This is a genomic window from Gordonia sp. VNK1 (assembly GCF_040049135.1).
In the GTDB taxonomy this organism is placed as follows: Bacteria; Actinomycetota; Actinomycetes; order Mycobacteriales; family Mycobacteriaceae; genus Gordonia; species Gordonia oleivorans.
Window position 1 is genome coordinate 13,010 of sequence record NZ_JBDZDJ010000023.1, and the last position, 22,958, is coordinate 35,967.

At 66.6% G+C, this 22,958-nt stretch carries 21 protein-coding genes; 8 read left to right on the forward strand and 13 right to left on the reverse strand.

Going from position 1 to position 22,958, the window contains the following annotated elements:
- Positions 1-4: 4 nt before the first annotated feature.
- From ABLE94_RS21680 to ABLE94_RS21720, 9 genes are all read right to left on the reverse strand, one after another.
- Positions 5-613 carry a TetR/AcrR family transcriptional regulator gene (locus tag ABLE94_RS21680; protein WP_348809815.1) on the reverse strand — a complete coding sequence of 203 codons (609 nt, stop codon included), beginning with the start codon at positions 611-613 and terminating at the stop codon, positions 5-7.
- Positions 614-627: 14 nt separating this feature from the next.
- Entirely contained in the window at positions 628-2,796 is a 2,169-nt protein-coding gene (locus tag ABLE94_RS21685; RefSeq protein WP_348809816.1) for a 3-hydroxyacyl-CoA dehydrogenase NAD-binding domain-containing protein, read from the reverse strand.
- A 16-nt stretch (positions 2,797-2,812) separates the two neighbouring features.
- Entirely contained in the window at positions 2,813-3,952 is a 1,140-nt protein-coding gene (locus ABLE94_RS21690; RefSeq protein ID WP_348809817.1) for an acyl-CoA dehydrogenase family protein, read from the reverse strand.
- Positions 3,953-4,057: 105 nt separating this feature from the next.
- Positions 4,058-5,842 (reverse strand): AMP-dependent synthetase/ligase, encoded by a 1,785-nt coding sequence (locus ABLE94_RS21695; RefSeq protein WP_348809818.1) that lies wholly within the window; start codon positions 5,840-5,842, stop codon positions 4,058-4,060.
- Between the two features lie 88 nt (positions 5,843-5,930).
- Positions 5,931-6,410, reverse strand: coding sequence for an SRPBCC family protein (locus tag ABLE94_RS21700; protein ID WP_348805983.1), 480 nt, complete (start codon positions 6,408-6,410; stop codon positions 5,931-5,933).
- Positions 6,407-7,258, reverse strand: coding sequence for a short-chain dehydrogenase/reductase (locus ABLE94_RS21705; RefSeq protein WP_348805984.1), 852 nt, complete (start codon positions 7,256-7,258; stop codon positions 6,407-6,409). The genes ABLE94_RS21700 and ABLE94_RS21705 overlap by 4 nt, the downstream gene beginning before the upstream one ends.
- Positions 7,255-8,778, reverse strand: a complete 1,524-nt coding sequence (locus ABLE94_RS21710; RefSeq protein WP_348809819.1) for a flavin-containing monooxygenase — start codon at positions 8,776-8,778, stop codon at positions 7,255-7,257. The genes ABLE94_RS21705 and ABLE94_RS21710 overlap by 4 nt, the downstream gene beginning before the upstream one ends.
- An 8-nt stretch (positions 8,779-8,786) precedes the next feature.
- A complete protein-coding gene (locus tag ABLE94_RS21715; RefSeq protein WP_348809820.1) occupies positions 8,787-9,839 on the reverse strand; it encodes a PDR/VanB family oxidoreductase in 1,053 nt (350 codons plus the stop codon).
- Positions 9,840-9,856: 17 nt separating this feature from the next.
- Positions 9,857-10,753: a metal-dependent hydrolase gene (locus ABLE94_RS21720; RefSeq protein ID WP_348809821.1), complete on the reverse strand. Its 897-nt coding sequence runs from the start codon at positions 10,751-10,753 to the stop codon at positions 9,857-9,859.
- A gap of 120 nt (positions 10,754-10,873) precedes the next feature.
- Between ABLE94_RS21720 and ABLE94_RS21725 the strand changes: the two genes are divergently transcribed.
- A complete protein-coding gene (locus ABLE94_RS21725) occupies positions 10,874-11,473 on the forward strand; it encodes a TetR/AcrR family transcriptional regulator (RefSeq protein ID WP_348805988.1) in 600 nt (199 codons plus the stop codon).
- A gap of 49 nt (positions 11,474-11,522) precedes the next feature.
- A complete protein-coding gene (locus tag ABLE94_RS21730; protein WP_348805989.1) occupies positions 11,523-11,996 on the forward strand; it encodes a DUF2231 domain-containing protein in 474 nt (157 codons plus the stop codon).
- Between the two features lie 17 nt (positions 11,997-12,013).
- Here ABLE94_RS21730 and ABLE94_RS21735 read toward each other — a convergent pair whose 3' ends face one another.
- The gene (locus ABLE94_RS21735) at positions 12,014-13,279 is read right to left on the reverse strand and encodes a cytochrome P450 (RefSeq protein ID WP_348805990.1); all 1,266 of its coding nucleotides are present in this window, start codon (positions 13,277-13,279) and stop codon (positions 12,014-12,016) included.
- A gap of 136 nt (positions 13,280-13,415) precedes the next feature.
- Here ABLE94_RS21735 and ABLE94_RS21740 point away from each other — a divergent pair, with 136 nt between their 5' ends.
- Positions 13,416-14,087 carry a response regulator transcription factor gene (locus ABLE94_RS21740; RefSeq protein WP_348806087.1) on the forward strand — a complete coding sequence of 224 codons (672 nt, stop codon included), beginning with the start codon at positions 13,416-13,418 and terminating at the stop codon, positions 14,085-14,087.
- On the opposite strand, the gene ABLE94_RS21745 is transcribed toward ABLE94_RS21740, so the two are convergent.
- Positions 14,004-15,569, reverse strand: a complete 1,566-nt coding sequence (locus ABLE94_RS21745; RefSeq protein WP_348809822.1) for a sensor histidine kinase — start codon at positions 15,567-15,569, stop codon at positions 14,004-14,006. The genes ABLE94_RS21740 and ABLE94_RS21745 overlap by 84 nt on opposite strands.
- A gap of 147 nt (positions 15,570-15,716) precedes the next feature.
- Between ABLE94_RS21745 and ABLE94_RS21750 the strand changes: the two genes are divergently transcribed.
- Genes ABLE94_RS21750 through ABLE94_RS21765 form a run of 4 tightly spaced genes read left to right on the forward strand, consistent with a single transcriptional unit; the run spans position 15,717 to position 20,162 of the window.
- Complete coding sequence (locus tag ABLE94_RS21750; RefSeq protein WP_348805992.1) at positions 15,717-17,423, forward strand: thiamine pyrophosphate-binding protein; 1,707 nt, start codon at positions 15,717-15,719, stop codon at positions 17,421-17,423.
- The gene (locus ABLE94_RS21755; RefSeq protein WP_348809823.1) at positions 17,423-18,088 is read left to right on the forward strand and encodes an SRPBCC family protein; all 666 of its coding nucleotides are present in this window, start codon (positions 17,423-17,425) and stop codon (positions 18,086-18,088) included. Before ABLE94_RS21750 ends, ABLE94_RS21755 begins: the two co-directional genes overlap by 1 nt.
- The gene (locus tag ABLE94_RS21760) at positions 18,085-19,119 is read left to right on the forward strand and encodes a 3-oxoacyl-ACP synthase III family protein (protein WP_348809824.1); all 1,035 of its coding nucleotides are present in this window, start codon (positions 18,085-18,087) and stop codon (positions 19,117-19,119) included. Before ABLE94_RS21755 ends, ABLE94_RS21760 begins: the two co-directional genes overlap by 4 nt.
- Positions 19,116-20,162 (forward strand): pyridoxal phosphate-dependent aminotransferase, encoded by a 1,047-nt coding sequence (locus ABLE94_RS21765; protein WP_348809825.1) that lies wholly within the window; start codon positions 19,116-19,118, stop codon positions 20,160-20,162. The genes ABLE94_RS21760 and ABLE94_RS21765 overlap by 4 nt, the downstream gene beginning before the upstream one ends.
- Before the next feature lie 154 nt (positions 20,163-20,316).
- Here ABLE94_RS21765 and ABLE94_RS21770 read toward each other — a convergent pair whose 3' ends face one another.
- Positions 20,317-21,486 carry an APC family permease gene (locus ABLE94_RS21770; protein WP_425476258.1) on the reverse strand — a complete coding sequence of 390 codons (1,170 nt, stop codon included), beginning with the start codon at positions 21,484-21,486 and terminating at the stop codon, positions 20,317-20,319.
- A 121-nt stretch (positions 21,487-21,607) separates the two neighbouring features.
- Positions 21,608-21,913, reverse strand: a complete 306-nt coding sequence (locus tag ABLE94_RS21775) for an ArsR/SmtB family transcription factor (RefSeq protein ID WP_348805997.1) — start codon at positions 21,911-21,913, stop codon at positions 21,608-21,610.
- 129 nt (positions 21,914-22,042) lie between these two features.
- Here ABLE94_RS21775 and ABLE94_RS21780 point away from each other — a divergent pair, with 129 nt between their 5' ends.
- Positions 22,043-22,885: an NAD-dependent epimerase/dehydratase family protein gene (locus ABLE94_RS21780; protein ID WP_348805998.1), complete on the forward strand. Its 843-nt coding sequence runs from the start codon at positions 22,043-22,045 to the stop codon at positions 22,883-22,885.
- Positions 22,886-22,958 lie beyond the last annotated feature (73 nt).

Below are 22,958 nucleotides of genomic sequence, written 5' to 3' on the forward strand. Positions count from 1 at the left end.
ACACTCACATCTCGTCGGCCATCACCATTTCGGCTATCCGAACCAGGGTTTCGGTGAGCAGCACACGGACCTGCTTGTCGCTCAACGCCTCTCGATACAGCCACTCACGTGCCGCGGCCCTCACCAAACCACCGAAGGCGCGGATCGCGGCCATCGCGGCCTCGTGACGCGCACCCTTCCCCTCGAAGCCGATCGCATCCAGCGCCCGCTGCGCCGCCCGGTCGTCGGCCTCGTCGAGGATCGCGCGGATCTCCTCGTCGTCGCCGACGCCGTCGGCTCCGACCGCCAGCCACGTGGCACCGTGCCGGCCGATCACCAGCATCAACCAGTCGACCGAGGCCGCCACACGAGCATCGAGGTCGCCGGTGGGCAGCCGCACATTCTCCAGTTCGGGAACGATCATCATCTCCCGGACCACCGCGAGATACAGGTCACGTTTGGTACCGAAGTAGTGATTCAGCAGACCACGCGCCACACCGGCATCACGCGCCACTTCCGCCATCTGCACCGCGGCATAGGACTGCTTGCCGAAGGCGGCGATGGCGGATTCCAGGATGGCCTGACGACGGTCATCGGGATCGAGTCGGCGCCAGCGGGGTTCGGATGCGGTCACAACCCCCGATGATCTCACACCACGTCGAGGCCCTCCGCGGCTCGGGCGCGCAGCGCGTCGGGGACGACGAACCGGTCACCGTAGCGTTCCCGCAGCTCATCGGCGCGCGCCACGAATCCCGCCACGCCGCCGTCGTACTGGTTGATGTACTGCACCGCACCACCGGTCCAGGCCGGATATCCGATACCCATGATCGATCCGATGTTGGCCTCGGCCACCGTGCCGATCACACCTTCGTCGAGGCAGCGGAAGGCCTCGAGCGCTGCGGCGACCAGCATCCGTTCCTTGGCGTCGTCGAAGGGAATCTCGACATCCGGGCGGTGGTACTCCTGCGCCAGCCGGGGCCACAGACCCAAACGTGCCCCCGACGGGCCGTCATAGTCGTAGAAGCCACGCCCCTCCAGGCGGCCCGGCCGATCGAACTCCCCGAGCATCCGGTCGACCAGCGGATACGACGCACTCGGGACGAACTCGACGCCGCGCTCGGCGGCATCGGCGATGAAGCCCGCACGGATCTTGGCGATCGTCTTCATGTTGATCTCATCGAAGAGCGTGAGCGCACCGGCCGGGAACCCGGCCTGCAGCGCGGCCTGTTCAGCGGCGGCCGGCGCCATACCCTCGGCCACCAGCGACAGCGCCTCGTCGACGAACTTGGCGATCACCCGGTTGGCGTAGAACCCGTAGACATCCCGCACGACGATCGGGGTCTTGCGGATCTGGCGCGCGAAATCCAGTGCCCGCGCCAATGTCTCATCGGAGGTGTTCTCGCCGACCACGATCTCCACGAGCGGCATCTTGTCCACCGGGGAGAAGAAGTGCAGGCCGATCACGTCGGCCGGACGCGCCACCGCGGTGGCCACCTCGGCGATCGGGAGTGCGGAGGTGTTCGACGCCAACAGGGCATCGTCGGCGACGTGGCCGGCCACCTCGGCGAGCACCTTCTTCTTGAGTTCCACATCCTCGAAGACGGCCTCGACGACGAGGTCGGCGCCGGCCACATCGGCGATGTCCGCGGTCGCCAGGATTCGGCCGAGCACGGCGTCGCGGCGCGCCTCGTCGATGCGTCCCTTGGCCAGCGCCGCGTCGAGGAGACGTCGGGAGTAGTCCTTGCCGCGTTCGGCGGCCTCGATCGTGACGTCGCGGAGAACGACGTCGACACCGGCTTGTGCTGTGACGTAGGCGATTGCGGCACCCATCATCCCGGCGCCGAGCACCGCGACCCGCTGCGCATTCCGTCGCGGATACCCGGCCGGACGTGACGCACCCTTGTTGACCGCGTTGAGATCGAAGAACATCGCCTTGATCATGTTGGTCGACACCTGACCGCAGATGAGGTTGGCGCAGTATCGGGTTTCGATGACGAACGCGGTATCGATGTCCACCGATGCGCCCTCCACCGCAGTGGCGAGCACGGCGATCGGCGCGGGCATCGGTGCACCCTTGGTCTGCTTACGCAGGGTGGCGGCGAAGGCGGGAAGCTGTGCGGCCAGGGCGGGCGAGGACGGGGTGCCGCCAGGAATGTGGTAGCCCTTGCGATCCCAGGGTTGCACGGCATCCGGATTGGACAGAATCCAGTCACGCGCACCGGCGAGCATGTCCTCGCGGGTGTCGACGACGGAGTCGATCACGCCCGCCGCCAACGCCTTTGCCGGGGACATGCGCTGCCCCTGACCGACCACGTTCATCAGGGCGTTGACCACGCCCAGCATGCGTACGACACGGGTGACACCACCGGCACCGGGCAGCACACCGAGGGTGACCTCGGGAAGTCCGAGCAGTGATCCTCTGCTGTTCAACGCGATCCGATGGTGGGCCGCCAGTGCGACCTCGAAACCTCCGCCGAGGGCGGTGCCGTTGATGGCCGCGACGACCGGCCGCCCGAGGGTTTCCAACCGCCGGAACGACTCCTTGAAATGGTCGAGGCCGGACGAGATCTCGACGACGTCGTCGGGTCCCGCCGACATCAGTTTGTTCAGGTCGCCACCGGCGAAGAAGGTGTCCTTGCCCGAGGTGACGATCACGCCGGTGATCGAATCCTTCTCCCGTTCCAGGCGTTCCACGGTGCTGCGCAACTGTGTGGCCATGTCGTCGGTCATGGTGTTGGTGGGCTGCGACGGGTCGTCGATGGTCAGCGTGACGATGCCGTCGGCGTCGGCGGACCAGCCGAAGATATCTGTGCTCATGGCGGTGTCCCCCTTGTCAGAGATTGCGTGCGATGAGGTCTTTCATGACCTCGTTGGCTCCGGCGTAGATCTTGGCGATACGCCCGTCGACGAACAACTGCGCGATCGGGTACTCCTCCATGTAGCCGTATCCGCCGTGCAGTTGCAGGCAGCGGTCGACCACCTGCGTCTGCTGCTCCGAGCACCACAGCTTGATCATCGCCGCCCGCTTCACATCGAGTTCGCCGCGCACGTGCCGAGCGATCGCGTCGTCGACGAAGGCACGCATCACCTCGAGTGTCGTTGCCACATCGGCGAGTTCGAACTTGGTGTTCTGCAGGGCGAACAACGGCTCGCCGAATGCCTCACGTTCCCGGACGTAGGCCAGGGTGTGCTCGTAGGCGGCCTCGACCACCCCGAGGGCGGCGACTCCGACGATGAGGCGTTCCTGCGGCAACTGCTGCATCAGCTGGACGAAGCCGGCTCCTTCGACGCCACCGAGCAGGTTCGCCGCGGGCACCCGCAGGCCGTCGAAGAACAGTTCGGTGGTGTCCTGCCCCTTCTGCCCGATCTTCTTGAGTTTGCGTCCGCGTTCGAAACCGGCAGGGCCGTCGGCAACCTCGGCGACGAGCAGCGACACCCCCGCGGCCCCCTTGGTGGGGTCGGTCTTGGCGGCGATGATGATGAGGTCACAGGTGGCGCCGTTGGAGATGAAGGTCTTGGCGCCGGTGATGACGTACTCGTCGCCGTCGCGGATCGCGCGGGTGGCGATGGATTGCAGATCCGATCCGGTGCCCGGCTCGGTCATCGCGATGGCACCGATCCACTCACCCGATGCCAACTTCGGCAGCCACCGCTGCTTCTGCTCCTCGGTGGCATACGAATTCAGGTAATGCGGCACGATGCCCGAGTGCACCCCGAGTTGCATCGACAGGTCGCCACATCGGCCCTGCTCCCGGAAGACCACCGACTCGTGTGCGAAAGTTCCACCGCCACCGCCGTATTGCTCCGGGATCGAGATGCTCAGCAACCCCAGTTCGCCGGCGCGGCGGTAGAGTGCACGGTCGGGTTCGCCCGCGGCGGCGAACTCCTCACGTCGCGGCGCCACCTCCTTGGTGAAGAACTCGCGTGCGAGCGCGGTGAGATCTCCGAGTTCGGTGGTCAGATCGTCGGTCATGGAGGCTCTTTCGGGTGGTTGGGGGTGGACTGGTCAGTGGAACGACGCGGGCGCCGGGCACTGAGTGTTGAGTGCTGAGTGCTGAATTACCGCATTCGCCGGTCCCTACCGCTGGTAGAGATCTTCGATCTGCTCGGCGTACTTCTTGGCGATCGGCGACCGCTTGAGTTTCATCGTCGGGGTCAGTTCGTCGCCGCCGGGAATCCAGTAGGTGGGCAGCACCCGCCACGAACGGATGCTCTCCACGCGTGACAGACGGGTGTTGGCCTGATCGACGGCGTCGGAGATCGCCTCGACGAGATCGGGGTGAACCGAGAGGGATTCGGGATCGACGTCGACCCCGCGTTGCGCCGCGAACACCGCGGCGGCATCCGGGTCGAGGGTGATCAGCGCCGAGACGAACGGACGGTTGTCACCGATTGCCGCGACCGAACCGACGAGCGGGCTCACCGCCTTCAGTGCACCCTCGATGTTGCTGGGCGACATATTCTTTCCGCCGGAGTTGATGATCAGCTCCTTCTTGCGGTCGATGATCTTCAGGTAGCCCCGATCATCAAGGGTCCCGATGTCTCCGGTGTGGATCCAGCCGTCGGCATCGAGGGTGTCGGCGGTCCGCGTCGGGTCGTTGCGGTAGCCGCGCATCACACCACCGCCCCGAACCAGGACTTCGCCGTCGGCGGCGAGGATGACCTCGGTGCCGGGGATCGCGCGACCCACCGAGCCGTAGATGGGAGCGGTGATCGGATTCACCGTGGTGACGGCCGAGGTCTCCGACATCCCCCACGCCTCCATCACCGGAACACCGAGTGCCAGCATGAATTCCAGTGCACCCACATCGATCGGTGCTGCCCCCGACACTGCGGCGGTCAGGTCATTCATGCCCAACTTCGCCCGCAGCTTCGACAGCACCAATCGATCGGCGACCTCAGCGGCCACCGTGTCCACCGGATTCAGTTTCGTGCCGGCGACGATGGCGGCGGCCTTCTTCCTGCCCGCCGCCAGCGCCCAGCGCGCCAACGATCCCTTGACACCGGATTCACCGGCAATGGTGACCTCGACGTTGCCCTTGATCTTGTACCAGAGCATCGGCACCGCCACGAAGAAGGTGGGGCGCACCTGACCGAGGGTCTCCACCAACGCCTTCGGGTTGTCCAGATCGGTCACCGTGATGCCGAAATACATCGGCGCGTACTGACAGATCCAGCGATTGATCAGGTGGGCATCCGGCAGGTAGGAGATCACCCGGCCGTTGGTGAGGTCCCCGATCACGTCGGTGATCACCTCGAGCTGATAAAGCAGATTCGCGTGGGTGAGCTCGACTCCCTTGGGGTTTCCCGTGGTGCCGCTGGTGTAGATGAGTGTCAGTACGTCGTCGCGGGTGCCGACGCGCCACTTCGAGTCGAAGTCGAAGTCGGCGTCCCCGCGCGCGATCAGGTCGGCGAGGGCGATCAGTCCGGGACCACCGTCGGTGGCGTCCGCACCGTCGGTCCCGTCGACGACGACGACCGTCTGCACCGATGTGCCGCGCGCGGCCTCGAGGACCCGTGGCAGGAACTGGGTTTCGGTGATGACGACATGCGGCTCGGCGTTGTTGAACAGGTAGGCGATCTGGGGTGCGGCGTTGGTGTTGTACACCGAGAAGGTCACCGCGCCGAGGTGCATCGCGGCCGCGTCGACGATATGGAACTCGATGCGGTTGGTGAGCATGATGCCCACCACGTCACCGCGGGTCACCCCCTGCGCCGCGAGTCCCGCCGCAACCTCACGGACACGACGTCCGTACTGCGCCCACGTCACGGACTGCGTGCCGTCCGCACTGCGGATGGCCACCTGGTTCGGCACCTCGGTCACCCGACGCTGGAAATGCGAGCAGAGGGTCTCGGTCGTCATCACTGTCCTCCTCGTGGCGCACTGTTGGCGTGCTGCCAATTATTCTGACGTTGTGTTGTCTGGCTGTCAATAAGCGGGTGCCAGCGGGCTACCCAACCACTTTGTGGTGCAATCCTTTTGCGAGTTGTCGCACCGCGGCGCCGAGTCCCGCACTCACGGGACGTCCCGCGGCACGTAGCGGCGCCGGCACGTCGATCGCCACCGTCCAGTCGAGGCGGGTGGAGCCGACCTGCTCGGTCAGCACATAGTCCTCGGCGAACGCCCTGATGCCGGGGCCGGTGGTGCGGGTCGCGGCAAAGGTCATGCGGGAGTTCTCATCCCAGCGGTAGAACCGCTCCTGCACCGACAGCACCTTGGCGATGGCGACGGTCCGGACCGCCCCCACGCCACGCTCCCCGGCCCAGCTCGCGGCGGTCACCAACGGACTCCACGACACCACGGCGTCGTCGGCGGCGAGCACCTCCCACACCTGCTCCGGTGTGGCCTCGATGTCGAGCGTCACCGTGGTGCACACGGGTGCACTGGCGAAGAACGGGTCGCCGACGATGTTGAGTTCCCGCCACTTCATGGCCGGTCCGCCGATTCGAGCGTGGTGATGATCGAGTGAATGGACTTGTCCCGCACCAACTGTGCGTCGAGAACCGGATTGATCAGGCCGCGCAGCAGCGAGTAGGCGGTCCACTGACGCGGCGCGATCGTGCGCGCCTTACGCTCGGCGGAGGCGGTGACGATGACCTCTGCGGCCTGCTCGACGCTGATCCGCTTGTTCAGCGGCCACGGCAGCTGCGCGCCGATCTCCTTGCCGAGCGGATCGTCGTCGAGTGTTGCCCGGGTCATTCCGGTCTCGACGATGCCGAAGTACGCCAGCCCGGCCGACGCACCGTGCGGTGCCAGCTCGATGCGCAGTGCGCGGCCGAGTTGTTCGACCGCGGATTTGCTGATCATGTAGGCCGATCCGCCCATCCCCGGCGCGAAGGCCGCGCAGGAGGCGACGAGTTCGATGTGGCCGCGGCGCTGCGTGATCGGTTCGATGGTGGCCTTGATGGTGTTGAAGGCGCCGATCAGATTGATGTCGATGACGCGCCGGAAGTCCTCGGGTGCGATGTCGCGCAGCGTTGCCGGCGGCGGGGTGACGCCGGCGTTGGCCACCGCGATGTCCAGGTGCCCGAAGCGGCCGATGCCCTTCTCGACGGCGATCTGCAGTGAATCGAGTTCTCGCACATCGGCATGCACCGCGAGGGCGTGCTCATTGCCGAGCTTGTCGACGGCCGCGGACAGCCCGGCCGCGTCGACGTCGGTGAGCACCACGTCGGCACCGGCGGCGACGAAACGCCTCGCTGTCGCGAGTCCGATACCCGCGGCGGCCCCGGTGATCAGGGCGACCGACCCCGGAAGGGCCAGAGGTGAGGCGCTCATCCGATCAACTCCTGTTCGTGCGCGACGGGTTCCACCAGTCGCAACCCGTCGATCCTGCGAACGGTGAAGTCCGCCAACCGGATGTGCTTCATCCGGCGCCGGAAGCCGACGACGAATCCGGGCCAGAAGGTGTAGTTGCGACCGGAGGGGCTGAGGTAGTAGCTCGAGCATCCGCCGGTGTTCCACACCGAGTGCGCCAGCCCTTCGTCGACCTCGCGAACGAACCGTTCCTGCGCCTCCGGCAGCACGTCGATGCTGCGGATGCCTTGGTCTCTCATCTGCTTCAGTGCGTCGACGAGGTAGTCGACCTGTGCCTCGATGGTGACCACCTGAGACGTGTAGACCACCGAGTTCGGTCCCAGGATCTGGAAGAAGTTCGGGAAGCCCGCGACGCTGGTCCCCATGTAGGCGACCATCTCACCGCCCTCCCAGGTCGCAGAAAGGCTACGGTCGTCGGCGCCGTGGATGCGCCGGAACCCCTCGTTGCCGGCGAGTTTGAAGCCGGTGCCCAGCACGATCGTGTCCACCTCGTGCAGGACGCCGTCGGCGGTCTCGATGCCCGTCGGGGTGACCCGGACGATGCCGTCGGTGATGACCTCGGCGTTGGCGGCGGCCAGGGCCGGATAGAACGTGTTGGAGAAGGTGGGACGTTTGCATCCGAAGGCGTATCGCGGCGTCAGCTTGGCGCGCAGTTCCGGGTCGGCGACCTGACGCCGCAGGTGCAGGCGGGCGACCGCGGCCATCGGCGCCAGCAAGCCGGGACGCTTGACGAGTCCGGGCACCATCATCTCCTGCGCCAGGCCGCAACTCTCGCGCAGTGCGCGCATGGTGACCGGGTGGCGCCGGAACATGGTGCGCACCCCCTGACTCACCGGCCGGTCGGGGTGCGGCATGATCCAGGTGGGCGTCCGTTGAAAGAGGCTCAGCTGCTTGACCTTCGGCTGCAACTGCGGCACGAACTGGACCGCCGAGGCACCCGTTCCGATGACGGCGACCCGTTTGCCCTCCGGCGACCAGGAGTGGTCCCACTGCGCCGAATGGAACACCTCACCGGCGAAATCGTCGAGTCCGTCGATGGCGGGTACCGACGGTTCGCTGAACGGACCGGTGGCGCCGACCAGCACGTCGGCGGTGAATTCCTGCCCGGCCGCGGTCAGGCGCCACACCTGCGCGAGGTCATCCCAGCCGGCGTGGGTGACGTCATGGCCGAAACGAATGCGTGAGGTGATCCCGAAGTCGTCGGCGCAGCGCGCGATGTAGGCCTGGATCTCCTCCTGCAGCGGATACAGGCGCGTCCAGTCCGGGTTCGGGGCGAAGGAGAACGAGTACAACGCCGACGGGATGTCGCACTGGGCACCGGGATAGGTGTTGGCCTGCCAGGTGCCGCCGACCTCGTCGGCACGTTCGAACAGCAGGAAGTCGTCAAAACCCTCCTGGGTCAGGCGAATTGCGGCACCGATACCACCGAAGCCGGTACCGATGATCGCGACATGGACGTGGTGTGGGGCTGTGTCTGCCACGGTTCCTCCTAGAGATCGACGACCACGTGGTCGTCGGCTGCGCGTGACACGCAGATCATCATCGAGTCGTCTCGTTCGTCGCCGATCAGCACGCGATCGTGGTGGGCGACGGCGCCGTCGAGCACCTTGACGCGGCATGCACCGCAGAATCCCTGCTGGCACGAGTACCGCACGTCAGGTTTGACCCGCCGGATCGCCGCGAGTGCGGTCTCGTCGGCGGCCACCTCGACCGATCCGCCGGAGGCGAAGTCGATCCGGAAGGCGGTGCCGTCGACGACCGGGGGCGGGGCGAATCGTTCACTGTGCAGTTCGCGGCCGGGGGCCTCGGTCACGATGAGCCGGCGGGCGCTCTCGAGCATCGCCGACGGACCGCACAGGTAGATGGGGGCGGCGGGGCCGTCGATGTCGAGGATCTCGCGCATGTCCGGCACACCGTGCTCGTCGTCGGTGCGGATCTGCACGCGGGCGGCGTCGAGGGCCAGCAGTTCGTCGATGAACGGCATGCTGTCCCGGTTGCGCCCGGTGTAGATGAGCGTCCAGTCGAGTCCCTTGGCGTGGGCCTCGCGGAGCATCGGCAGGATCGGGGTGATGCCGATGCCGCCGGCGACGAACCGGCACCCACGCTGTGCGGCGAAGTTGAAGGCGTTGCGCGGGCCGCGGATGTGCAGGGTGTCCCCGGTTCGCAGCAGATGCATCTCGGCGGAGCCGAGTCCATCGGGGATGCGGCGCACCGCAATTCGGTAGGTGGCGGTGTCGGCAGGATCACCGGTCAACGAGTAGTGCCGTTGGCGGCCGGACGCGGTGAAGACGTCGATGTGGGCGCCCGGCGTCCACCGGGGCAGTGCGGTGCGATCGGGCCGGGCGAGGGTGATCAGCCGCACCCCGTCGGCTGCTCTCCGACTGTCGATGACGTCGAGCCGCAGGTCGAATCCGACGTGACGGGTGGGATTGGGTGGTGAAAGACGCTCGGCGTACGCACTTTCGGCGAACAGGCGTGAGTAGCCGCGGGCGAGCCCACCGATGGCGGCGAGCATCCGGGTCGGATTCTCGACATCGGTCATGGGTGGCTGCAGGTAGTTCACTGTTCTGCCGCCCGCGCCGCCGGGGAGATCGCGAGATACCGCACGGCCTTGTCGATGTCGCCCATCGAGGAGGGATGGAAACCCGGCTGCAGGTAGTAGTAGATCTGCTCGAACAGGAAGCTGATGCCCGGAATGAGGTGGGCCCGTGCGGCCTTCGCGAAGGCGATCGGCCACGGACGGCGGCGCTTGACGGTGGTGTCGTTGCGGTACAGGTAGGCCGCCGTCGAGAACCACAGTGCGGCAAGGCCGGTGCAGGCGATCAGTGTGGTGCGGGCCCGGCGCAGGTAGCCGCCGTCGACGTACTGGAATGCGTCGAAGGCGACATTGCGGTGTTCGAGTTCCTCCGCACCGTGCCAGCGGAGGAGGTCGAGCATGGTGGGATCGACTCCGACACGGTCGAATTCGGCGTTGTCGAGCAACCATTCGCCGACCACCGCGGTGAAGTGTTCGGCGGCGGCGTAGACGCCGAGGCGTTCGGACAGCCACGCCCGTTTGGCGCGCTTGTTGGTGATGCCGTGATCGCCGAAGATCTTGGCCACCGCGTACTCGATCCGGCGCATCACCGGGGTGATCTCGACGTCGTTGGCGCGCAGGTAGTTTCGGAAGCCCTCGTGCGATGCGGCGTGGGTGGCCTCCTGCCCGACGAAGCCGACGACCTCCTCACGGAGACGTTCGTCGTCGATCAGCGGCAGTGCCTGCGCGAACACGTCGGCCATGGCCCGCTCCCCCTCGGGCAGCACGAGATGCATGACGTTCCAGAAGTGCGTGGCATAGGGCTCGCCGGGGATGTACTCCAGCGGCACTCCGGTCCAGTCGAACGAGACCGGTCGGGCGTTGATCGCCAGTGCCTCCTCGCCGTACTCCCGGGTCTGTGCGCCCTGCGCGTGTGCCATGAGCGTTCTCCTGTTCGTCACGTCCGTACCGGTGTCGGGGTGGTCCACGTCACCTCGTTGAAATGAAGATACGTTTTGCCACTCATTGTTTCAACCCCCGAGGTCGACTAGACTTCCGACATGTCTGTTTCCGGCCTCTTCACCGCGTCGCCGGGCGCCACCGAGGCCGATCCGATCCTCGACGCGGCGCTGGCGGTCTTCGCCGACATCGGCATCCGACGCGCCACCATCGACGACATCGCCAAGCGCGCAAAGGTCGGACGGGTGACCGTGTACCGCAAGGTCGGCGGCAAGAACGAGATCCTCGTCGCAGTGATGATCCGCGAATCCGGCCGGCTGTTCGACCAGGTCAGAGCCGCAGCCGAGCGGGCCGACAGCTACGCCGACCGCGTCGTCAACGCGTTCGCGACGACGGTGACGGCCATCCGCGAGAACCCGGTCTGGAATCGGATCCTCGAACTCGAACCCGGCAACGTGCTCGACCAACTGACTCTCAACGGCTCGTTCCTCCTCGCCGGTGCGGTCGAGGCCACCGCCGACGTGCTGCGCTCACCGGACGCCGAACTCGACGACGAGGAGGTCCTGGCCCGCGCCGAGATCCTGGTGCGGATCACCCACTCGATCCTGCTGACGCCGAACGTCCGGCTGCCGTTGTCGACCTATGCCGAGGTCGAGGAGTTCGCGCGGAAGCACCTGCTGACCATCGCGCAACCGCGGTAGCCGAGCGCTTCTCAGCGTCCGTTCAGCTCGGTCCGGCGACACTTCCGGGGTGGACACCATCTCCGGCCTGCCGCTGCATCCTCTTCTGGTACATCTCGCCGTCGTCGCGATCCCACTTGCGGCCCTCCTGGGCATCATCGGCGCAGCGTGGCCGTCCGCTCGCCGCGTGCTCGGCGTCGTGCCCCCGATCGTCGCACTCGTCGCCGTCATCATCACGCCCCTCACCACATCGGCCGGCGAAGCGTTGGAGAAGCGGGTACCGGAATCGGCCGAACTGCACCGACACACCGACCTCGGCGGGGAGATGATCGCGTGGGTCGCACCCTTGTTCGTCGCGGTCGTCCTGCTATGGGCCCTGCACTCCGACGCCATCATGCGGCTACTACCGATAACTCTGTCGCCCAATGTATTCCGCGTGATCGACATCGTCCTGCGCGTGGCGGTGATCGTCACCGCGATCGGCTCGATCGTGATGGTCTACCTGGTCGGGGACTCCGGCGCACGGGCGGTGTGGCTCAACTGAGAATCACCCGGCACGGGTCACCGCGGCCGTACGTCGGCGAGGAAGCCGACGTTCTCCGTCAGCGCCACGTCATCACGCTCGTAGGCATCCGACGAGACAGTCCAGTCATAGGCCTCGAGCAGGTGATGCACCACAATCGCCGACTCGAGGTAGGCGAAGTGCATGCCCATACAGTTGTGCCGACCGCCCCCGAACGGCATCCAGGCCATGGGGTGGTCTCGTCGATCCCGCTCTCCGATGAACCGCCCGGGGTCGAAACGTGCCGGATCAGGCCAGATATCGGGCCGGCGATGATTGGCCCCGATGGGAACGATCACGAAAGCCCCTGCAGGGATGAGGTGTCCGCACAGCTCTGTGTCCTTGATCGCGGCACGGGGCACAACCGGGACCGGTGGCCGCAGGCGCACCGACTCGCGAAACACCGCGTCCGTGGCCACCGCGGACCGCAGCTCACCAAGACCCGGACGAGTGCCCAGGTCGATCGCCTCGTCGCGAAGCTCGTCGCGCCACCGCCGATGACGGCCGAGCCGATAGACCATTGATGTCATCGCGATCGTCGCCGTGTCATGGGCGGCGAAGAGCATGAATCGCATATGGTCGACGATCTCGGCATCCGAGAGACGTCCGGCACCGTCGATGTCGGCGCTGCACAACGCCGACATCAGGTCCGCCCCGGGCCGGCGGCGCCGATCGGACACCACATCCGCCATGTAGTCGTCGAGGACGGTCTTCGCCTGCTGGGCGCGGTGCCAGCGCGTGCCCGGTATCGGGAGCCGCACCAATGCGCCGGCCGCCTCGATCAACTCGACGAACGCCCGGTTCATCCGATCGACGTCGGCGCGTGGCAAACGTGCACCCAGGAATATCTCCAGCGCGAGATCCAGCGCGATCGCTTTGAGGGGGATGCGCATGTCCACGCCATCTCCCGTGGGAAAGTTCGCCATCGCCGACGACACGAGGGGGTGCAGTCGCTGCGCGTAACCGTCGAGCCGAGTCCGGGTGAAGGCGGTCTGTAGGATTCGGCGATGCCGGCGATGCTCGTCGGCGTCCATCAGCAGGATTCCCCGCTCGAACAGCGAACCCAGCGCGAAGCCGTAGACCGGCTCGTTCGCGAAGGCTTCATCGCGGTCTCCGACGAGTTCGGCGGCGGCGGCCGGACCCTGAGCTACGACGACATCACGACCGAGCACGGTGACAAACGCGATGTCGCCGTGTGCGCGGCGGAGGTCCTGGGCCAGGCCCGTCGGATCCGAGCGCAGGCGCAACGCACCGAACAGGGGCACAGCGCGTGGGCCGGTGACCGCGCGTAGGGTCGACTGAGGGTCTGGGGATGCGAGAATACGGTGGTGCATGGAGTCCTTCCGGCCGCATGCGACGTCTCACGCGAGGATGCGGTCATGATGGGAGGTGAGCGGGTACGTGCGGGTCTTGGTGGTCGACGACGACACACACGCGGCAGAGACGATCAAGCGCGTGCTCATCAGTGACGGCTGGAGCGTCGTGATCGCCCACGACGGACTCGAGGGATACCGTCGTGCTTCGGACGAGGATTTCGATGCCGTTGTTCTCGACATCATGCTGCCCGGACGGAACGGGTATGAGGTGGTGCGTGACCTGCGTGCGGCCGGGAATTGGGTTCCGGTGGTGATGTTATCGGCCAAGGACGGTGAATACGATCAGGCCGAGGCCCTTGATTTCGGAGCTGATGACTACCTGGTCAAACCATTCTCCGTGGTCGTGCTCAAGGCCCATCTGCGGGCGGTGATGCGTCGTGGCCGCAAGGAACGTCCGGCCATCCTGCGGGCCGGGGGGCTCGCACTCGATCCGGCCGAACGCCGCGTCACGCGGGACGGCACCGACATCGCGCTGACCCCCCGCGAGTACGCGGTTCTGGAGCTACTGATCCGCAACGCGGACACGGTGATATCCAAACAGACCATCCTCCAATCGATCTGGGATGAGAACTACGACGGCGACCACAACATCGTCGAGGTCTACATCGGCTACCTACGAAAACGAATCGATACTCCTTTCGGTGTCGGTTCCATCGAGACCGTTCGAGGGGCCGGGTACTGTCTGCGCAGCGTCTGACGACCCGGCCGCCGCCCGATCCGTGGTCGGGTGTTCACGAGCGCCGTCGTCGTCGTCGCCCGCCGGCGCACGGCGGAACCGCAGTTCGATCGCGGCACCGGTGATGACACCCACCGAGCCGGCATCACCGAGCGCCGACACGTCGGCGTCGTCGAGCACCGACACGCTGCCGCCGTGGGCGACCATGATCTCCTGCACGATCGCCAGGCCCAGACCTGTCCCGGACCCCGAACGACGATCGGTGCCGAGCCGGGCGAAGCGTTCGAACACCCGCCGACGGTCGTCGCCGTCGATTCCCGGGCCGTCGTCGCCCACGACGATGCGTGCCACCTCGTCGTCGGCGAACATCAGGATCCACAGTGTCGACCGCGCATACCGGATCGCGTTGTCGACGAGGTTGCGCAACGCCCTGGCGACCATGACCGGATCACCGAGGACGCGAGCGGCGATGACGCGGGTGCGGACGTCGACAGACCCCATCGCGCGGACGCGCTGCGCTTCGGACAGGACAGCGTCGTCGAGATCGACATCGACCCGCGTGACGGTGAGACCGTTCTCGTCGGCTCGGGCGAGCAACAGCAGGTCGGAGACAATGCGCTGCATCTGGCGGGCTTCGGGCAACAGGATCGTGCGGACCGTCTCCGGATCCAGGGCTGTCCCGGTCTCGTCGGCCAGGTCGAGCAGTCCGAGCACCGTGGTCAACGGACTGCGCAGCTCATGGGAGGCATCCCCGACGAACCGCAGTTGTGCGCCACGATTGACCTGCAACCGCGCGAGCATGCTGTTCATGGTCGTTGCCAGGGTGCGGATCTCGTCGTCGGCGTCCGGTACCGGCACTCGGCGGTCGAGGCGGCTGGCGTTGATCGCGTTGACCTGCCTGGTGATTCGGGACACCGGTCGCAGAGTGCGGCCGACCAGCAGATAGACCGCCAGCGCCGCCAGCGCCACGATGATCGGCAGCTCTACGCCGATGATCGCGGCGGTGATCCACTCGCTGCGCCGCACGTTGTTGGTGCGGTCGACCGCGATCACCGCGTAGTATCGGCCCCCGAACTCGGCACCGAGAGCCGTCGCGCAATACTCTCCGTCGCGTCCCCTGATCGACAGGTCGTCGCGGTAGGAATAGATGCCGTCGTCGAGGAGGAAGTCGGCGACCGGAATATCCGGCGCTCCTGGCGACGCCCGCAACACCCGGCCCTCGCGGTCGACCACCTGCACGAAGTCGACCCCGGCACCGGGGGCCAGATCGTCCGGATCGACCCCGTCCACGCCGGTCCTGGCCACCGCGGTGGCCACCTGATAGGCCTGTCGGCTCGTCGCTCGGTACATCGCCTCGGTGTTGGCGCGATGCAGCATCAGAAGCGACACCACTCCCGCGATGCCCAGCGCCACCGTCACCACGACGGCTGCGGCGACCGTCGAACGCGCTCGAACCCCTCGCCGCGAGCCGAGTCCGTAACGCCGACGACTCTTCTCGCCCACGGACCTCACCTGCCTAGGACGGTGTCATCCCCGCCGAGACGTGACAAGCGCGGACCGCCATGGCACCCATCGTATGGCGCGAGGCCCCGAGCCGACCACCGTCGGGTTTCAGTGGCCCTTCAGGTGCAGGGGAGGACAGTGGTGTACATGGACACCTCCACCATGTCCGTCGCTCATCGGATTCTGCAGGATGCTCGTCAGCGAGGTACTCGGCTGGCCTTCGGAGTGCACGGCGCCAACATCGAGGACATCTACGCCGCCGCCGCGGACATCGACCTGCCGACCGTGGTGGCCAAGCACGAATTCGCCGCAGGTGCGATGGCCGACGGGCTCACACGCGTCACCGGAGTTCCCGGCCTGGTGCTGACCACGTCCGGAGGTGGCGCCATGAACGTGATCGGAGCGCTGGCCGAATGCTATGACAGCCGGGTTCCGATTCTTGCCGTGATTGGCAGTGCACCAACGGCATTGGTGTCCCGAGGTGCGTTTCAGGACATGCTCTCACCACCGGACACGATCGATCTGGAGCGGCTCGTGGGCGCCGTCACCGGCCACTGCAGCGTCATCGATTCCGCCGCAGCGCTGCAACCGGCGCTGAACGCGGCCGCGGCATGTCTGGCCGCAGACCTCCCGGCCGCTCTGGTGATCCCCAAAGACGTTCAGCAACAACCGCTGCCATCGCCCTCGCCTCGTCACACCGACAGTATCGTCACCGTCGCCCCGACAACGACTGCCGGATCCGAACACGCCATGCTCGCCGAATTCGCCGCCGAACTCGCGGACACGGTGCGCCGTGGTGATCGCGTCGTCATCTGGGTTGGCGAGGAGGCCTCCCGTCGCCAGGTCGGCCATCTCGTCCGCACCCTCGCCGACCGACTCGGAGCGAACGTCCTCGCCGCGCCGGGCGGTATGGACGCGACCGGCACCGACGGTACACACGGCCCCGGCATCACCGGGGTCATGGGACACCCGTCCGCGGTGACCGCGATGGCCGGCGCGGCGAGGTGCGTGGCCATCGGGTGCCGGATGAGCATCACCGATCGCGCAGGCCTGGACGACGTACTTGCTCGTATTCCGGTGACACACCTGGGCTCTCACCCTCCTCGTCTGCCGGGATGCACCCATCTCGGTGTCGCGTCGCTACCGGCGGCCCTTCGGACACTGGAGGTCGAGCTGGCCGATCTCGGTGTTGCGGCAACCGCCCCCGCCGCAACCGGCCGTGAGTTCCTCGAGGTCCCGAATCCACCCGCGCCCGACCATGACCGAGCGTCGATGTCGCTGCGTGATGTGGTGGCCTCGGCGTCGGGCGAACTGCCCGACGATGCGCTGATCTTCGCCGACGCCGGCAACATCGGCGCCACCGTCGTCCACCACCTCACACTGCGGGCGCAGCAGCGTTTCGGTGTCGCACTCGGCATGGGTGGCATGGGTCATGCGATCGCCGCCGCCATCGGCGTCGCCGTCGCCGAGGCGGCGGGTTCGCGACGACGCTGCGTCGCGTTCGCCGGTGATGGGGCGTTCTTCATGCACGGCATGGAGTTTCATACCGCCGTCGAACACGGTGCACCGGTGACATTGATCGTCGCCAACAACGACGCACACGGTATGTGCGTCACCCGAGAGGGATTGTTTTTCCCGAACACCATCAGCAGCAATAGATTTCGTCACACCGACATCGGCTCCGGCCTCGCCGCGATGTTCAACGGAATCGATGTCCGATGCCCCACCGACCCCGGCGAGCTGCGAGTGGACTGTAAGCAACTGTTCGCCGCCGATGGGCCCAACTGCCTTGTTGTCGAGACCGATTGCGATGAGGTACCTCCGTTTCTCCCCTTCCTCCCGAAAGGTCCGTGATGACCGCAACCCTTCCCGCCCTGTCCGATCTGGGCGCACGAGCCACCGACCTGGACGGCCTCACCCGAATCGAATCCCACCCACGCGAGGTGGCCACCCCTGTCATCCTCGAGCGACTGCGGTCGGTGTACCCGCACGACACGGTCTACGGGCAGTTCTGTCCCGTTCAGGGTTACGTCGACGCTCCACCACGCGAACTCTACGAATGGCTCGCCGACACCCGATCCCTGGAGGAATGGACATACAGCCTGCGTGGCTTCGCCGAGACCGACGAGCCCGGGCTATGGGTCGCCCAGGATCGCCTCGGAGACGCCACCGACATCTACACGCGCACCGTTGCCAATCCCGACGCGATGACCGTCGACTATCACTGCGCCTGGGATCAAGGGACGCACCTGTGGATGATCTACCTCATGCGGGTCGTCGACGCTCAGGTCGTGCTCAACCGTCCCGGATCGGTGGTGCTGTGGAACAACTGCCACCACCCGTTCTATGACGAGAACCCTTATCCGGAAACAGCTCCCGCGTCACGACCGGTCTGGGTGGGCGACTTCTGGGACATGTTCTCTGCCGGCCATCAGCTCGAACTCGACAACCTCACCGCCATCGCCGAATACCGGCACGACCACGGACTGCCCCTCACCCCCGATTGGATGCGATCATGATGCCGACCTCCATCTCGTCCGTTGTCATGCTGAACGATGTGGCCGGGTACTTGCCCGAGAACCGGGTGCCGGCAGAGTATTTCGCCGAGTTCGCCGAAGACGACTCCCTCGCCCACAACGTGATGTTCGCCGCGCCCGCGTTCCGCCATCACGCCGCCCGGGATGAGACATCTGCGGATATGATGCTCTCCGCAGCACGCGTTCTCACCGATCGCCACGGGGCCGATCACCTCGACGACGTCACCATCGTCCTGACCCACAGTCAACTCCCCGAGGTCCCCGTCCGTGGCTGCGGTGGCGAAGTGGCCCACCGTCTGGGCATTCGCCCGCATACCGTCCTCGATGTGCACAATGGCGGTTGTGCGGCCTTCGTGCACATGCTCGACCTCGCCGGCGCACTGTTGACGGCGGCAGGAGGCGGAAAAGCGTTGCTGGCGTTGGCACAGAACAGCGCATCGCAGATATTCACCCAGGAGCAGGTGCGCGGTACCGCGCAGGCTGCCATCCCGGGTGACGGCGCGGCAGCCGCAGTGGTCTCACTCGACGGCGGTGGTTCACCGGTACTCGCCACCATGTGCCATTCGTATGGCGCCTACGCGGGTGACATGACCTCGGTCGCCCACCCCGAGCGCAAGTACTGGGAGGCCGGTGAAGGCCAGATACACATCGGATTCACCGAGGCCAAGATCGCCAAGGTGCTCGCCCGCGGAAACCGGATGGTGCCGGAGGTGGCGATCGAGGTGGCCGACCTGATCGGTATCGATCCGCCGCAGCTGGATTGGCTGATCACCAATCAGCCGAACCGGATCTTCCTGCGCAATTGGCGTGAGGCGATGGAGCTTCCGGCGCAGCGACACCCCGATACCTTTGACGAGTGCGGGAATCTCTTCGCGGTGGGAATCCCGATCACCCTGGACACCGCGATCACCGACGGCCGGATCCGTGACGGTGATGTGGTGATGATGTCGGCCTTCGCCCACGCCGGCGACTTCGCCGGTGCGGCGGCCATCCGATTCGGGGGCCGGCCATGACCGCGGCCGAACTCCCGGCGCCGGTATCCCGTCGAGCGCGCCCGCCCGCGGGCCTGGACCTGAACGAGTCGTGCTATCCCCCGCTTCCGGCCGTTGCCGCGGTGCTGCGGGACGAGTGCGCCATCGCACATCGCTACCCGGAGTTCTTTCCGGATTCGACTAGGCGGCAGGTCGCCGGTCACCTGGCGGTGCGTCCCGAGCAGGTGGTCATAGGCGCCGGCGCTACCGGCGTCGTCGGCATGTGTTTCGCCTTGGCGCGCGCAGCGATCGATCAACCTGGGCCGCAACCCGTGTCGGTGGTGTCGGCATCACCCACGTTCGACGGCTATCCCATCGTCGCCGAGATGTCCGGGCTGCGGTTCGTCGGGGTCGCGCTTCGGCGCGGCGCCGTCGACCTGGAATCGATGGCTCACGCGGTGGGGCCGGACACCGGTGTCGTGGTGGTGTGTTCGCCGCATAATCCCACCGGTTCGGTGCTCGACGTATCCGCGATCACCGAATTCGTGGCGGCCCTCCCGCCACATGTGATCGCGATCCTGGACGAGGCCTACATCGAATTCAGTGAGCATCCGACCGATCCGGCATACCTGGTCGACCGGCATCCGAACCTGGTGGTGATACGTACCTTCTCCAAGGCCTACGGACTGGCCGGGCTCCGTGTGGGTTACGGGGTGGCGCAGGCCGATCTGGCCCGCCGGCTGCGCGCATTCGAGGTACCGTTCGGCATCTGCGCTCCCGCGATCGCTGCAGTGCCGGTGGCCCTTGCCGCGCAACGGGAACTGATGCAACGGGTTTGGGCCATGCGCACCGAACGCCAGATCCTCGCACGACGTCTGCGTCGATACGGCGCCCGACCACTGCACAGCGACGCGAACTTCCTTTTCGTCCCCGGCCGAGAGGGTGTGGCGTTGGGTTCGCTTCTGATCACCAGCGGCATACCGGTCAAGGTGTGCGGCGCTCACGGCGTACGCATCACTGTCGGCAGTCGCGCCGACACCGACAGGATCGTCGCAGCACTTCGAGGACTCACCGCTGCGGTCTGATGCAGCGCATCGCACAAGCCGACCAGCCCGCATCACGACCATCGATCCCACCGACATCTCCTGCGGTTGAGAACAGTGCCGAACCACCTGTGACGTGGTCACGGGCGGATCCCCTAGCCCTCGGTTTCGCAAAGTCGTTGTCCTGCTACGGTTTTTATTCGCGCCGTCGCAGCAGGTAGGCCATCCCTCCGACCACAGCGACGGCCGCGCCGCCGATCACGGAATCAATCGGCAGCACAGCCGCCAACATGATGCATCCGATGAACCCCACGACCGGGACGATCCTCGGTGGCCGATTCTCCGACCGCGAGAGCGTCCACGCCGACGCATTTGCGAGGGCGTAATAGAGCAACACGCCGAATGACGAAAAACCAATGGCGGTACGAACATCGGCGGCCGCCGCGACCACCGCGACCACCGCACCCACCACGATCTCGGCACGATGCGGAATGTGTCGCCGCGGATGCACCGCGGCCAGGGTCCGGGGTAGGTGGCCGTTGCGCGCCATGGCCAGAACGGTTCGCGAAATCCCCAGGATCATCGCCACCAACGCGCCGATCGCGGCCACCGCGGCGGCGACTCGCACCACCGGTTCCATCCAGGCCATTCCCGCCGTGCGGACGAGGGCCACCAACGGTGCTGACTCGTGCGCCAATGTCTGCGGACCGAGCACCGCGACAGCGGTCACCGCCACGGCGGCGTAGACGGCGAGGGTGATGCCGAGAGCGCCGAGGATCGCACGCGGAATGGCCCGGGTAGGGCTACGCACCTCCTCCCCGAGAGTGGCGATCCGCGCATATCCCGCGAACGCGAAGAACAAAATCGCGGCCGCCTGCAACACCCCGAGCACTCCGATGTCCGAGCCGATCGCCAGGCTGCCGGGGTCCGCCGATCCCGAACCCACAGACGTGACGATGACGAGGGTGAGCACGGCCAGGGTGAACGCGACGATCAGCCGGCTCACCCACGCCGACTTCTGCACTCCCAGATAGTTGAGGGCGGTGATGGCGACGACGGTTGCGGCCGCGACCGCATGGGCCTGCCCGGGCCAGAGGTAGACCCCGACCGTCAGGGCCATCGCCGCACCCGAGGCGGTCTTGCCCACCACGAACATCCATCCGGCCTGGTATCCCCAGAAGTCGCCGAGCCGCTCCCGGCCGTACACATAGGTCCCGCCCGATGTCGGGTGGCGGGCCGCGAGCCGCGCCGACGAGGTGGCGTTGCAGTAGGCGACGACCGCGGCGACCACCAGTCCGATGAGCAGACCCGACCCTGCCGCGGCGGCCGCCGGCGCGAGGGCGACGAAGATCCCGGCGCCGATCATCGAACCGAGGCCGATGACGATTGCGTCCCCGACGCCGAGTTCTCGGCGAAGGCGGGCGGGAGGAGTCGGCGGGGGTGACGACACAGCCGTCATCCTAGATCGACGGCACGGGGACGACCGTTCAGTCCTCCGCCGCGAGAATCGCGTCCAGAAGTCCGGGTATCCGCTCGTCGATCACGTCGCGTCGCAGGCTACTCATGATCGAGGTGCCCTGGTACTCCTGGCTGATGATCCCGGCTTCCCTCAGCACCCGGAAGTGATGGGTCTGGGTGGACTTGCCCACCGGTAACGCAAAGCAACTGCAACTCTGTGCATCGCGGTTGGTCATCAACTGCCGCACGATCTTTCGGCGGACCGGATCGGCCAGCGCACGGAGCACGTCGTCGATGGTGACGTCGGCGGCGTCCGGGTGGTCGAGAACCCTCACCCACTTCCCCTTTCCGGCACTGTTCGTGGTGCTTCGCCGTACTCTACTACGCCACCCCTGGTAATACGACGAATACCGTAGTACGTTGTTGATCGTAGTACGACACCCATCAAATCTCGGAGGTATGCGATGAAGGTTCTCCTCACCGGCGCCAGTGGCTACATCGGCTCCGCGGTCCTCAACGAACTGATCGCCGACGGGCACGACGTGCTCGCCCCGGTCCGCAGCGAACGGTCGTCCGACGTGGTGGCGACCGCCGGCGGCGAACCGGTCATCGGCGACGTCACCGACACCACCTGGCTCGCCGAACAACTGTCGGCGTCCGACGCCGCCATCCACACCGCCGCGCCCGGCGATGCCACCAGCGCCGCATTCGACGGGGCAATCACCGACGCGGTGATCGCCGCCTTCTCCGGCACCGCCAAGCCGTACCTGCACACCTCCGGCGTGTGGATCCACGGAAATGGTGACGCGCTCACCGAAACCAGTCCCCTCGACCCGCCGACACTGGTCTCGTGGCGTCCCGCAGTGGAGTCACGCCTACTGAGTTCGGCTGTGGCGGTGTCCCTCCCGGCACCGGCAGTTGTCGTCGGCCAGGGCAAGGGCATCACCGGCCTGCTTCGTCCGCAACCCGGCGAGCGTGAGGTGAGGCTGATCGGCGACGGGACCCAGCACTGGACCCTGGTGCACGTCGAGGATCTGGCCCGGCTCTACATCACCCTGCTGGCGCTTGATTCTCCGGCGGGCCACGTCCTCGGGGTATCCGGAACCAACCCCACCGTTCGTGACATCGCAACCGTGCAGAGCGCCGGGGCCGAACTGGTACCCGAAGGTGCCGACGACACCGCCGGGCGCCTCGGCGGGCTGTTCGCCGAGGCACTGCTGCTCGATCAACAGGCCGACGGCGAGAAGGCGCGGTCGCTCGGATGGACACCCAAAAACACCTCGCTGGAGGATCTCGTTCTCGGCTGATCAGCGGACGCCGTTCCCAGGAACCCGACATCGTGATGCCAGTGTGCGCCCAGCGGTCGCTCGCATCCTGAGT